Source organism: Paenibacillus sp. MAHUQ-45 (assembly GCF_058133325.1).
Genome location: NZ_JBYUPV010000003.1, coordinates 327,107 through 340,442, shown reverse-complemented (window position 1 = coordinate 340,442; position 13,336 = coordinate 327,107). Strand labels below are relative to the sequence as shown.

General features: G+C 48.2%; 10 protein-coding genes and 1 other annotated feature. Of the genes, 4 read left to right on the top strand and 6 right to left on the bottom strand.

The genetic code is table 11. From position 1 onward, the window contains the following. Positions 1–179 precede the first annotated feature (179 nt). From AC3Y23_RS08845 to AC3Y23_RS08835, 3 genes are all read right to left on the bottom strand, one after another. Positions 180–3,776 (bottom strand): discoidin domain-containing protein, encoded by a 3,597-nt coding sequence (locus AC3Y23_RS08845; protein ID WP_379197792.1) that lies wholly within the window; start codon positions 3,774–3,776, stop codon positions 180–182. Positions 3,777–4,319: 543 nt separating this feature from the next. Further along, positions 4,320–5,480 (bottom strand): MFS transporter, encoded by a 1,161-nt coding sequence (locus AC3Y23_RS08840; RefSeq protein WP_379197790.1) that lies wholly within the window; start codon positions 5,478–5,480, stop codon positions 4,320–4,322. A 91-nt stretch (positions 5,481–5,571) separates the two neighbouring features. Continuing rightward, positions 5,572–6,162, bottom strand: a complete 591-nt coding sequence (locus AC3Y23_RS08835) for a TetR/AcrR family transcriptional regulator (protein WP_379197788.1) — start codon at positions 6,160–6,162, stop codon at positions 5,572–5,574. A 101-nt stretch (positions 6,163–6,263) separates the two neighbouring features. On the opposite strand from AC3Y23_RS08835, the gene AC3Y23_RS08830 reads away from it, so the two are divergent. From AC3Y23_RS08830 to AC3Y23_RS08815, 4 genes are all read left to right on the top strand, one after another. Further along, on the top strand, positions 6,264–6,965 hold the full coding sequence (locus tag AC3Y23_RS08830) for an NADPH-dependent F420 reductase (RefSeq protein ID WP_379197786.1): 702 nt from the start codon (positions 6,264–6,266) through the stop codon (positions 6,963–6,965). 52 nt (positions 6,966–7,017) lie between these two features. Next, positions 7,018–7,279 (top strand) — a binding site (T-box leader). Between the two features lie 103 nt (positions 7,280–7,382). Further along, a complete protein-coding gene (gene trpS / locus AC3Y23_RS08825; protein ID WP_379197784.1) occupies positions 7,383–8,378 on the top strand; it encodes a tryptophan--tRNA ligase in 996 nt (331 codons plus the stop codon). A 154-nt stretch (positions 8,379–8,532) separates the two neighbouring features. Next, complete coding sequence (locus tag AC3Y23_RS08820; RefSeq protein ID WP_379197782.1) at positions 8,533–9,177, top strand: PadR family transcriptional regulator; 645 nt, start codon at positions 8,533–8,535, stop codon at positions 9,175–9,177. Positions 9,178–9,182: 5 nt separating this feature from the next. Then, complete coding sequence (locus AC3Y23_RS08815; RefSeq protein ID WP_379197780.1) at positions 9,183–9,560, top strand: hypothetical protein; 378 nt, start codon at positions 9,183–9,185, stop codon at positions 9,558–9,560. 154 nt (positions 9,561–9,714) lie between these two features. Here AC3Y23_RS08815 and AC3Y23_RS08810 read toward each other — a convergent pair whose 3' ends face one another. The 3 genes from AC3Y23_RS08810 to AC3Y23_RS08800 all read right to left on the bottom strand — a co-directional run bounded on the left by AC3Y23_RS08810 (position 9,715) and on the right by AC3Y23_RS08800 (position 13,334). After that, a complete protein-coding gene (locus tag AC3Y23_RS08810; RefSeq protein ID WP_379197778.1) occupies positions 9,715–11,796 on the bottom strand; it encodes a penicillin-binding transpeptidase domain-containing protein in 2,082 nt (693 codons plus the stop codon). A gap of 1,029 nt (positions 11,797–12,825) precedes the next feature. Next, the gene (locus tag AC3Y23_RS08805) at positions 12,826–13,029 is read right to left on the bottom strand and encodes a hypothetical protein (RefSeq protein ID WP_379197776.1); all 204 of its coding nucleotides are present in this window, start codon (positions 13,027–13,029) and stop codon (positions 12,826–12,828) included. A gap of 101 nt (positions 13,030–13,130) precedes the next feature. Further along, positions 13,131–13,334: a hypothetical protein gene (locus AC3Y23_RS08800; protein ID WP_379197774.1), complete on the bottom strand. Its 204-nt coding sequence runs from the start codon at positions 13,332–13,334 to the stop codon at positions 13,131–13,133. Positions 13,335–13,336: the final 2 nt, after the last annotated feature.

Below are 13,336 nucleotides of genomic sequence, written 5' to 3'. Positions count from 1 at the left end.
AAGAAATAAGTGGTAATTCTACGATTTATGTATGCATCTTCATGATAATAGAGGTAATAAATTGTATTTTTTATTTATTTTTCCTGAATTTATATTTCTAATTCCAGACTTTCTTTTGGAATAACCCAATGAAAAAAAGCAAGGTACTCCGAAGAGCACCCTGCTTTTGATTTTAACCATTAGTTGTTGATGATCAGGTTGAAGCCGTTTTGAATGAAGTTAATATTCGGGTTAGCGATATTACTGGTCTTCAGGTTATTAAAGGTTGCCGAACCGTTACCGGTGTAGGTATAAATCGCTGCTCCTTTATGCGGTGTAGTGAAGCGCGATGTCTCAATACCATCCAGACCTGTTCCGTTAATGTTGATGTTGTTAAACACGATGTTCTGGAAGCCGCCGCCATATCCAAACTGAATGGCACTGCGCTGTGTTCTTTGAATATCAATGTTGGTAAACGTTACGTTCTTGATAGGATCATTAGAGGCCTCAAGATCGATGGCTCCACGTTCACCATTGTACAGATCTTTACTTGTACCACTGTTGATAATCGTCGTATCAGAGAACAGAATGCCTGTGTTGTTCTGGAAATGGTAACCAGGAAACACGGTGTTCATGCGGAATGCGGAACCGCCAACGGTGTCAACAATCACGTTATTGGTTGCCTTATGTCCGCTACCGCCAAAGAATGCAATAGCTGCTGCACGCCAGTTATTCTCAATCGTATTGAAGGAGAACGTGTTATTCACACCGGCAGGTGCCCCATTCACATTGCTGGTCCATACCGCCAGACCGTCGTCACCATTATTACGGATGCTGCTGTTACGAACGGTAGAGTTGCTGGTACCTTGAGCAAAGTTCACACCATCAGCAAGATTGTTGCGAATCCGGCTGTTCTCAATGACCAGACCATCAGCGATGATGGCTGGTGTGTGAGCATAGTCCCCTACCCAGAAGCCGCATTCAAAGTGCTCTACCCAAACGTTGTTGAATTTGGAGTTCTTACCGAAATTGTCCATGAACGCTTTATAGATGGCCTGTTCGCCATAACGTGAACGCAGGTTGGAATTCATGTAGATATTGCTGAAATCAAGCTTGCCCTGAACACGGAAGGAAATACCGCCACCGGAAACGTTCGGGTTAGTAAACTGGATATTCGTATGCCAGATGCCTGCACCCAGAATTGTAATATCGTTAATTTTATTGGCAGGCGTACCAATCTTCCACATACTGCTCAAATGGAAAGTACCTTCTGGAATGTATAATGTCTTGCCAGTTGAAACTGCGGACTGCACAGCCGCTTCGAACGCTGCAAGATCATCCTTGCCATCATTCGGTACCGCACCGAAATCTGTTACAGAGACGGAGTTGGCCGGACGGGCAATCGCTGCTGGAACGGGCTCGATTTCCAGGAAATCCACGCCATATTCCAGACTGTCCCCATTGCCCTTCTGAATCCGAATCGTGTCTCCCGCTTTCAGCGGTGTATCCAGTTTCCAGTGTACTTCGTCGAAGCGGAACAATGGACGGCCCGCAGCAGGCGTATCTCCTGGGTGATCACCCGAGAAATATTGCCAGCTATAATAGGATGTCAATGGAACCGTCTTCGCTTTGGTTCCGTTCACATACACGTCCAGCGAGCCATTAAGCCCCATACCATCCGCAGAGTCCGGCATGGTGAAGCGCATAGTTACCCCTGCACCGCCTTCTCCTTGTCTAACAGTCCATTGTGCATAGGAACCATTGGATGGAAGAGCAATATAACTCTGCCCGGAAGCTTCAGAGGCGGTCAGCGACTGATCGAAGGTCGGAGCAGTCTGCAATGTGGCCCCGCCGCCACGGGTAGCATCCTCCGTATCATATCGGGTATACGGCATGCTTGCACCACGCGCCGAGTACACTGTCAAGTCAGTAGTGCTAACGTTGTTGCCTTGTTTGACAGGTGCTTCATTGCCGTCCGCAGCAACCGTAGTAGTTACCGAGTATGTGCCAACAGCTGCCGTCCAGGAACCGACACTAATATTGGCTGATGCACCCGGCGCCAATGTACCATTGTAAGAACCGGTCAAGGTCTGAAGCGTTGCACCAGAAGCATTTTTAAGTACTACGGTAACTCCATGTGCACCACCTGTTGTTGCAATGTTGCCTTGATTCTTGAGATTAACAGTGAAGGCAACCTGATTATTAACCGTCGGATTATTAGGTGTCCAGGAAGTGGTACCTACCAGATCAGAGCTACTGATCGGTGCAATAACGAGCGGAGAAGTATTGGTGTAGCTATTGTTGTTTTTGTTTTCTTCAAAAATAATATTGTTCTCATCTACCTTGGCGCTGAGTGTATAGCTTCCAGCTGCTTTCTTACCGGCATTGATCGATACAGTCGCCGTTGCTCCAACTGCAAGCGCAGATACTGGTGCAGAGCCAGCCAGTTGATTGTTCAGGTAGAAATTAACTGTCGTTGCCGGAGCAGCGGCAGAGCCGATGTTCTTGACCGTAGCATTCAGGGTCACATCATTGTCCTCCACCGGAGAAGCCGGGGACCAGGACATGCCACTGATCGTCAGATCAGGATTCGGTGCTGGTGTTCCGAATACTTGGAATTCTGCTACTTGCCCGGCAGGCGCACCGGAGTTGGCTGTAAAGTTCAATTGCAGACGTTTAACCGTTGCCGTAATCGGAATCGTTACTGTGTTGCCGGTAGCCGGGTTAAATGTATAGGATTGAGCAGCAACCAAATTACTAAAGGTTGTTGTGTCTTGGTTATGACCGAGCACTTGAATGGTCTGTGTGCGTGTGCTCCATACCGAAGCCGGGTTCAGCTTCAGAACGATGGAAGTAATGTTATGATTTGCACCCAGTTCCAGTGTAAGACTGCTTGGATTGCTGCCGCCTTCCCAATAGGTATTGGTGTCATTATCAATGGCGTTGGCAGCTACGAAGGACTGCGTGTTGGAAGAAGCTGTGATCGGCTTGCCAATGGCGATATTGCTACCGGTTGGAGGCGTAGAGGTTGGTGTTGCCGTCGGTGTTACCGTAGGAATCGGCGACGGAGTTGCCGTTGGCGTTGGAGTTGCCGTTGGCGTTGGAGTCGTTGTCGCAGTAGGTGTTGCTGTAGGGGCAACCGTCGGTGTGGCTGTTGGCGACGGTGTGACCGTTGGAGTGACTGTTGGTGTCGCGGTAGGAACAGCGGTTGGCGATGCAGTTGGCACCGGAGTTGGCGTTGCTGTTGCGGTCGGCGACGGTGTCGGTGTCGGTGTCGGACCACTGGCACCATAAACTTCGAATTCGGACAATTGGGCCGCTGGCCAGCCGGTGTTAGCCGTCACATTCAAACGAACATAACGCGTGTTGGTCGCAGCAAAATTGATGGTAACGGAATTGCCAGCAGTGGATGGATTGAATTCATAAGTCGCAGACCCGACAATATCTGTGAACGTTGAACCATTCGTGCTGCCTTGGACGGCAAGTGTCTGTGTTCTTGTACCCCAGGTAGTCGGCAGCTTTAACACGATTTGGTCAATACTGGTGTTGGAACCGAGATCCAGTTGAATCCATTGGGGGAACGCGTTGTTCGTGCTTTCCCAGTAAGTCCCTTGATTACTGTCATTCACATTGTTCGGACTGTAAGTTTGAGTATATCCGCTTGCAGAAACATTCTTGCCCAGTGCCAGGTTTGGTCCACCGGCTGCTGATACAGGTGCGGGAGATCCAATGGTCAGGAATAAATTTGAAATCAGCATCGTCAACACGAGTGACCACGCTACATACTTGTTGCGCATTATATTCCTCCTCAAGTAATGTGTGGATACGTTAAAAGCTTTAATTCCCATAAATGGACGAGTTGTTAGCGGTTACAAAAAAACGCATCCATTCATTAAAGCGCTTACCCTTTCTTGTCCGACCCGATCTTCTTTGGACTATCTGGTATAGCAGGCGATCCTCCCTTCTATGACATTCACACTCATTATAGAGGCATCACTGGCCAGCAATAAGTAGCAATCCTACGGTAAATATAGGCATTTTCATGATAATGGAGTCAAATAATCCATAAGTAGGAATTTCAATCCATGCCCTGTTTCCCATATGTGATGCTTCCGCCCTACTTCCAAGGTGTTCCAAATAATACTTAGGTTCACAGCAAAAACAGGTCAGAGTTCTTTTCCTCCAGCCTGTTCTTTGTTCTGATATTACAATCTTTTAACTGGGCGTTTTACCACCCAAGCTTGTCATTTCTTCTGTATCTTATCCCATGGAGTTCACTCCATGTCGTGGGATCCCCTTTTTAAAACTAAATCAGTGACCTTAGCATAGCTTGCAAAGGATTAATTTATCTCTGTACCCTTACTGCGAGAGACTCCGGGCAAAAATGGCAGCAAGGAAATTACACCCGCCAGGGCGAGGATAAGACCTACCCAGAGCGGTGCGACCAGGCCATAGCCAGCACTGATCGCCAGCCCCCCAACCGACGATCCTACCACTACACCAAAAGTGACGATCGCGGTATGTATGGTGTTAACCATAAGACCACTTCCTCCCGCTCGTATAACTCTTGTTACCATAGGCGGGTTCATAGGAACCCCAGCCAGTCCGATGACGATAACAGCCGGAATGACTACAGCAGGCTCATGTACACCTATAGCAAAAATCAGGAGCGCTACCGACAGAAGAACCAGACCTATGGTCAGCAGTGACATCATATATCGATCAGCCAGCCTACCCGTAATTAAATTCCCAACTACAGTCGCAGCTCCATAAACGACAAAGAGCAGTGGAACCGATGCAGCAGAAAAGCCTGTCAACTCAGTGAAAATAGGCGCGAAATAGCTGAACGCTGCAAATGTCGCTCCTATAATTAGAAAACTGGTGAGATATGCTGCCCAAAGACTACGATTGCGAAAAGACTTCATCTCATGACGCAGACTGGTAGGTTCGGGCTTTGGCAATACCGGAACCATGCGCAGCGCGGTAATTCCTGACAACAGGACAATTACAGCGACAGCCCAAAAACTGAAGCGCCAGCCATAAGCATCTGCGGCCCATGTCGCAGCAGGTGTACCGAGAACAGTGGCAATCATAAGGCCGCCGAAGATAATCGACACCGCACGTCCACGCCGATTCTCCTCCACCAGCGAAGCGGAGATAGAGATCGACACACCAAATGCAGCCGAGGAAGCAATGCCAGTTATGATACGTGAGACCATCATCAGCTCATAGCTCCCGGCCATTGCGCCAAGCAGTTGACCGACAAAAAAGACGGCTATTAGGGTTATAAACGCTTTTTTCCTCGCTGTGTTCAGCAAAGCTGCGGTGAGCAATGGGCCACCCACAACCATCCCTGCGGAAAAGGCGGTAATAAGATATCCCACCGCTGATACGGTTACTCCGAATTCTACAGCAAGTGTATTCATCATTCCCGCTACCATAAATTCTGAGGTGGTCATACAAAAGATAGCCAAACTAAGCACATAGATGGCAAATGGCAATTTAATCTCCTCTTTTCATAATATATTGTAAAATCTAAGTATTGTAATGATCGGTACAATTCTAGCGCAAAAAAAAGCGCCGGATATCCGGCTAATAAATGGCTGCCAATGTGCCTTCGACAATGGTGTTGGCCAAAACACGATTCTGTGCAGAACTGTTAAGTACGCGCAGTCCGTAATAGCTGCTAAGAAACACGCTTCCCAGTTCCTTCGCATCTCTCCCTGATGTGATCTCGCCGGTCGCAATGCCCTGCTCCATTAACAAATAAAATGCCTCTTCCAGGTAAGCGATATGCCGCGTTGCCACCTGTTCCACCATGGGGTCGCTCCCTGCCCGTTCCATCGCAGCGTTGATCAAAAAACACCCTCTTCGCTCCGATTCAGAAAAGTCCTCCTCAATGGCCCACTCCAACAGCCCACGGAGCCTGTCTTTCAATGACACTGGACGCTTTAAAATCTCACCCTGCTCCCGTATACCCTGCTCATGATACCGCTGAAGTGCCTGTGAGTATAATTCATGTTTGCTGCCAAACGCATTATACAAGCTGCCTTTGCCAAGGCCTGTCTGTTTGCACAAATCCTCAGTGGAGCACCCTTCGTATCCGTGTATCCAAAAGGCTTCCATGGCAGCATCAATTACAGCCGTGTCTTTAAACTCTCGCGGTCTCCCGCCTTTGGTCATGGTAATCTGCCCCCCTCTCTATGTAAAGATAAATCACAGTATAGATAATTTGTAACGATCAGTCAAGAAGTTGTTTACAGTCTCTAAGTTCTCTGCTACAGTTGAATTGCAATACCACATTATATCGGGAGAGGAAGTCGGAATATATGAAAATTGCAATTATTGGAGCCGGAAATATCGGTGGAAATCTTGCCCGTCGTCTTACCAAGCTAGGACATGAAGTCTCAATTGCCAATTCTCGCGCTCCTCACACCTTAACAGAACTCGCCGCAGAGACCGGTGCCACGCCTCAAGATGTTACGGAAGTTGCCCGTGGAGCCCAGTTGGTCATTGTCACGATTCCGCAAAAGAACATTCCTGATCTTCCCGAGGGTCTCTTCGATCACACTGCACCAGACGCTGTCATTATTGACACCGGTAATTATTATCCCCGTCAGCGTGACGGCCTCATTGCGGAGATCGAGGCTGGCTTGCCGGAGAGTCGCTGGGTCGAGCAGCACTTGAAACGCCCCATCAACAAAGTGTTCAATGGGATTACCGCTGCTAATCTGCTTGAACGCGGCGTGCCTGCTGGTTCACCCAACCGCATTGCCTTGCCAGTTGCCGGGGATGATCCCGCTGCCAAGACAATTGTGCTTCAACTTGTCGAAGAGCTAGGCTTTGACGCTATAGATGCTGGCGGACTGGACGAGTCCTGGCGTCAGCAGCCGGGTACACCGAGCTACCGGGAGCATGGTGCGGACAGTCTGCGCCAGGCCCTGGCCGAAGCCAGTCCTGAACGAATTGAAGATTATAAAGCCTGAGATCTAGATTTTCAACATAAGATGGATTATAATAACAGAAATGTGAAACGGATGAACGATGTTGACGAAGAGTAAGTACGCATCAGATGTTGAGGTCCAGAGAGTCGGTGGTCGCTGTGAACCGATCCTCACCTGATGCCGAATGGGCTTCTGAGTCGCTACGCTGAAACCTTAAGTAGGCGCTGCCGGGAGTCTCTCCCCGTTACCAAGAGAGGAGTATCGCAAGACCGCCTATTTATGGCGTCTTCCTGTACTTTTAGTGAACCGCTTGGTAGCGGTTAAAAAGGTGGTACCACGATAACCTCGTCCTTTACGGACGGGGTTTTTTGTATTTTTTAAAGGAGGTGATGTCCATGGACGATGGTTGGTGGTTCCCGAATTCCTGTTGCAAAAACCTATTATTGAGGAGGATTATTCATGAAAGAACGTATATTAACTGGAGACCGGATTACAGGGAAGCTCCATCTTGGACATTACGTCGGAAGTCTGAAGAACCGGGTAGATTTACAGCATCAATATGACACCTTTTTACTGCTTGCGGATGTGCAGGCCCTCACGACCCATTTCGAACAGCCGGAGCTAATTCAGCGGAACCTGCGTCAAGTGGCCATGGACTATTTGGCAGCGGGAATTGAGCCTGAGAAAGCTACCATTGTGGTACAGTCCTTGATTCCAGAGATTGCAGAATTGACAGCTTATTTCTCCATGTTCGTAACGGTGAACGCTTTGCGCCATAACCCTACAATCAAGGCAGAGGCATCAGAGCGCGGCTTTCAGGATATGTATTACGGATTCCTGGGGTATCCAGTGAGTCAGACCGCAGATATTGCCTTTTGCAAAGCATCATTGGTGCCGGTGGGTGAAGACCAGCTGCCCCATATTGAGCAGTCCCGCAAAATCGTCCGCCGCTTCAACCAGTTGTATAAGCCCGTGTTAATCGAACCTAAAGCCCTTGTGGGGGAGATCCCTCGTCTCGTCGGTCTGGATGGAAACAGCAAAATGAGCAAAAGTCTTGGAAATGCCATCTATCTGGACTCCACACCGGAGGAAATCAGCCTGCAGCTTCAAAAAGCGACTACGGACCCCGCCCGTATCCGCAAATCCGACCCCGGTCATCCTGACATCTGTCCAATCTACACTTATCATCAGGCCTTTCGCCCACAAGGGGCGCAGGAAATTCATGAAGACTGTACTAAAGGGCAAATGGGTTGCTCAGAGTGTAAAAGAAAGATTTTCACTGCCATCAATGACCTGCTGGAGCCGATGCGGGAGCGGCGTGTAACCTACCAGAATCATCCCAAGCGTGTAGATGAGATCATGATATCAGGCACGGAGACAGCACGCCTGACCGCCAAAGAAACGATGCTTGAGGTGCGCGAGGCGATGGGTATGAACTATTTTAAAGGTAAATAAATCGCCTGTTACAAAAAGGAGGTGCCTTGGGCTCCTCCTTTTTGTTGCATAATGCAGCTCTAATCAGGAATTATAAAAATGATGAAAATTGACAATTTCATTTTTTCATGCGATTATATCTCTGCCAGAGGTATTAAGCGAGGTGAACTAATAGATGAATAATGACCTTTCTGCCAATGGTGAACAAGCACCTGTGCAGCCAGTAATGACGCCAGAACCGGCGCATATGGAGCAGACGCCAACCGCATGGACGATCCTAGGTTTTCTCTCTCTGCAACCACGCAGCGGTTACGAAATTCGTGAAGCAGCCAAGCGATCCGCAGGGTTCTTCTGGGGCATCAGTGACGGGCAGTTATATCCTCAATTGAAAGTACTAGAGAAGCAAGAACTGATTCAGCCTTTCAACGGAGTCGAAGGCCCCAGATCCCGCCAGCGGTGGCAGCTAACCGAAAAAGGCCGCGCAGCACTGCGGGCCTGGTTGTCCACTTCCTCTGCCCATTTACACATCAGGGACGAGAATCTGGTTAAATTATTGTTCGCCAGTCAGGAAGATCCTGAACTGCTGCTAAACCTGATCAAGGAACGGCGTGATAGCTTTCAATGGTTCCTGAATACCATTCAGGAGGTACAGCCGGGAGCAAGCTGGGAATCATCTGAAGACACGTCTCCGTTGACCGTTCCCTTGCTACTGAAGCAATACGGGATGGAATTCGCCCGAACCGCCTTAGCCTGGTGTGACCAGGCCGAAGCCGTATTAACAGCAGCAACTCACACAGATTCTATCTCAAAAGAGGAGTGATCCTTATGTCAAGCAATGTACGCACAGGAAGCAAGAAACCATCGGCAGTGATGTTGACTCAGATCCTTTTATATCTCGCTGCGGTAGTGAATCTATTCAACGGTTTTTACTCCATCGGCAGCCAGCAGACCATGAAGGTTGTCCTTGCAGCCGTGATGATCATTTTTGGAATTGTAGCCTTGTGGGTAGCTAGCCGCCTGGGATATCCTGCACCTTCCCGCCGCCAGAATGCAGTCCTGCTTGCCTCTATATTAATCGTGCTTAGAATCGTTGAATATTTTGTCTGGCACAACTTAGGATTTCTTGTAGGCATCATCCTGCCCATCCTCGTTGTATGGAGACTCAATAAGACTGAAGCCAAAGAATGGTTCGGTTCACACTAAAGATTCAAAAGGAGTCCCAATAGCCTTTTAATAGGCTGCTGGGACTCCTTTTTCTTAGCTGCCGACTACCCTTCTCTTTCCTTGGTATCCGTATCTTCCTCTTCCGTCGTAGATACCGAAATATCCTCGCCGTATGCACCCATCGGGCTAAGCTTCAGCTGTACAATCCTTTTGGAGTGCCATGTTGATTCTGTCTGCTCGGTGATATACCCTTCGCCTTCGACGAAATCTTGACCTTCAGCAGATTGAGCACCTCCAGCGCATCACGCAGCGACTGTCCCCGGAGGTCAGGAATGGATGCCTGGTCGCCCTGCTGACTTAACAGATAGATCCGCTGTCCCGAAGCAAGTAGAGTGCCCGCCTCTGGATACTGGCTGACCACGTTGCTTCCACCTCCGACCGTTTCAAAGTCAAAGCCCTGATCAATCAGTGATTTTCTGGCCACCTGCACCATTTTTCCAGTAAGATCGGGTGTAGAGCGCTGCGCGGAATGTGCATTCTTGACGGACATGGAAACACTGTCTCCGTCGCCCGTTGTAACTTTTGGCACACCCATATAAGACAATACCTCGGATACGATCTCTTTAAACACCGGTCCCGCCGCAGCACCACCACCAGCAGCATTAGCAGGCTCGTCAATGCCGACATAGACCACAATCTTCGGATTATTAGCCGGTGCGAATCCGAGAAAGGACGAGTGCACCTTGTTACGGTCATACCCGCCCTTACCGTCAGGTTTAATCGCCGTACCGGTCTTGCCTGCTACCCTATAGCCTTCAATGTACGCACGACGGCCGGTTCCATGGTCCAGATCTGCAACGACCTGCTCCAGATAGCTGCTGGTTTCTCTGGCACTTTCCTCGGAAATAACCTGACGTACCACCTGCGACTGGGTTACGATAGTCTTGCCGGTATTGAGATCCGTGGTCTTCTTGACCACGTGCGGCACCATCAGTTTGCCGCCGTTCGCGATGGCCGAGATGGCGGTAAGCTGTTGAATCGGAGTAACAAGTACTTTGCCGTGCCCGTATGCGATCGTCGCGTTCTCCGAAGCATTGTTTGGTGTCGGATTGACGATTCCACTGATTTCGCCCGGCAGATCAATACCGGTAAGTTCGTTAAATCCGAAATCATTCACGTATTTCAGCAGCCTTTTCGGGCCGAGCATTTGATAGCCAAGCTTGACAAAGGCCACGTTACTTGAACGCTTAACACCCTCGAGGAAGGAGATTTCGCCATAGCCGCTTCTCTTCTGGTCAAACAGCGGCTTGCCGTACCCCTTAATGCGGATCGAACCGGACATGAAGGTTGCATTCGGATCGAACAATTTCTCTTCCACTGCTCCGGCAAGCGGTACAATCTTGAACGTAGAGCCTGGTTCAAATCTTGTTTTGATGGCATGGTTGAAGAATACCCCGGGATCGGAGGCATAATTCCAGAACTCATTTGGGTTAAAGGTCGGCATATTCGCCAGTCCCAATATTTCCATGGTGCTCGGATCCGCGGCAATTACCGTGATACTCTTGGGCTTATATTCTTTATAGGCCTTATGCATTGCCTGTTCGATAAAATACTGGATTGTGCTATCAATCGTCAGCTTAAAATCACTTCCATTGACCACCGGCTGGTAAGTATCCTCCGAGTTAGGCAGCTTAATGCCTTTGCCGTCGCTCTGGTAGAATAGCTTGCCATCCGCACCCTTAAGCTGCTTGTCAAAATACTTTTCGAACCCCATCACCGCATTGCCGTCGCGGTCTGTATAGCCCAAAATGTGTGCAGCCAGTGCTTGTTGCGGATAATAGCGCTTCTGCTCCCTAATCAGGCCGACGCCAGTCTCTGGAGTGTCATGTTCATCCTTCAGTTTCTCAATGAACTCATCGACCTTGTCACGTAGCTCCCGGTCTATTTTCCAGCCTTCATTACGAATCTCCCGGTTCTTCAGATACTTTCCGTTCTCGTCTTTAGCTTCCACGAGCGCCTTAAGCTCATCCTCAGGCTTCCCGAGCAGTTTATGCAGACCGGTGATAACTTCTTTCCCGATGCCGAGTGTGGCAATCGCAGCCGGATTGACCACTACCGTGTAGGCTGGCATATCGCTAGCCAGCACCTTGCCGTTGCGGTCCTCGATCGTGCCACGCACCGCTTTAATCACCGAGGTATGGGCCCATTGCTCTGCGGCCCTGGCTTGCCAGAAATCCCGGTCCAACACTTGAATCCAGAATACTCTGCCGAGCAAAGCAAGAAAAAAAAGGGTAATACACCCTCCTATTAACAACGTGCGAAGTTTTATTCTCTTCACCATAAGCAAACCCCACAAACATATATTTAAGTTCAATTCATAGATATGGACGTAACGCCAAAACAAGAGGACAGCCACGAGAGCAAAAACGACTACCGTCAGCATATATAGCAAATGCCCAGTATTCCATTTCGTTGGATTCCCCTGTCTTTCGATAAAGGCCATACTCTGAGCCTCTTCAATCGACTGGAACAGCTTGCTGCTTCGCTAAGAAGGAATATCTGCTACAGAGGGGTGAATTGGCATGCGCTATCCACGAGAAAAACGGCTGAGTGAGTTGTTTCCTGCTAGAATCAGATAATAGGATATGGACAAGATCTTCCTGTAGGTGTCAGAGAAACAAGTCTTGAGGTCAGTTGCAACGCCGATGGCCTGTCCGATTTGTTTCTAACGGGTAGGCTGCGCTATAGAAACTGCGCTAAAAGCGGGTGATCGGTAGAAGCCTCGGTTTTTAGCAGATTAGTTTGATAAATGATCGCCATAATGAACACCAGTCTCGTTACACATTGTACAATGTATATAAAGGTAACATCAACCATTTTTGAGAATATAATGTCACTACGCTATTTCGGGAACCTAGGCTCCATGTAATAGACAATTGGAGCATTGGTGTGAAGTCTCCATTTCTCTATAAGTGTTCATTCAGCTGAGGAACGCTAAGCCAGCATGGGGTTGTGCACAATACGAATGCTTACAGTTTTTGGGACAGGGTCGAACTACCAAAAAGAGTCACGTATTTCCGTCCAATCGCAGTAATATTCAGTATGGAAGGCATTGGGCTGCGCTAAAGCCTCTTTCATGCCAGGGATGCGACAAAAAGTCATGATTGTTTTTAGAGCTTTTGACATAAGGGGGTTCCTCATATTCCATTTTGTTAAAAATAACAATAGCCTTGATGGTTGGCACTGAAATCGGTAATGTTCTGGAGACTCTTGTTTTTGCCATTTCAAAGGTTATATAGATCTCTTAAGATTGTGCGTTAAAGTCTGGAATTGAAAGCGCCAACTCTTCTTTTGGTCTAATACCAGTATCCAAGGTCAAGAGAATTAGAGCAAAATCCCGCAGTCCAACAAAAGTATCCTTATTGGGAATTGTGAGCAACTTCATTATTATATCCTGATCTATATTTACATCTCGTCCTTCATCTTTACGTTTCTTAAGTGATTTCACAGGATTAGAGTCAATCAACTCTTGTTCTACGCACCAATTTAGAAACGTCCTCAAATACACTAGGTGATTGTTATAGGTGCATGGCTTAATACCTTATAGTTCTAGATATTCAAACAGGTTGTTTTAAGATAATCCATTGTCTCAAACGAGTTTCTGTACCGCTTGAAGAAGAGCATCACATGCTGCTCATAATCCTTCCCTGTTTGTTCACTGACACCCTGTGCTTTCTTCCAAAATAAAAATTGCGTCAATGTCTCTGTCCAAAATACTGCCTTGGTGTTCTTAATTTTTGTATTTCTAACCATAA

What these genes read in the sequence shown, in the direction of transcription:
- AC3Y23_RS08845 (WP_379197792.1), bottom strand. Translation starts at nt 3,776, where the DNA reads ATGCGCAACAAGTATGTAGCGTGGTCACTCGTGTTGACGATGCTGATT.
- AC3Y23_RS08835 (WP_379197788.1), bottom strand. Translation starts at nt 6,162, where the DNA reads ATGACCAAAGGCGGGAGACCGCGAGAGTTTAAAGACACGGCTGTAATT.
- trpS (WP_379197784.1), top strand. Translation starts at nt 7,383, where the DNA reads ATGAAAGAACGTATATTAACTGGAGACCGGATTACAGGGAAGCTCCAT.
- AC3Y23_RS08820 (WP_379197782.1), top strand. Translation starts at nt 8,533, where the DNA reads ATGAATAATGACCTTTCTGCCAATGGTGAACAAGCACCTGTGCAGCCA.
- AC3Y23_RS08815 (WP_379197780.1), top strand. Translation starts at nt 9,183, where the DNA reads ATGTCAAGCAATGTACGCACAGGAAGCAAGAAACCATCGGCAGTGATG.
- AC3Y23_RS08800 (WP_379197774.1), bottom strand. Translation starts at nt 13,334, where the DNA reads ATGGTTAGAAATACAAAAATTAAGAACACCAAGGCAGTATTTTGGACA.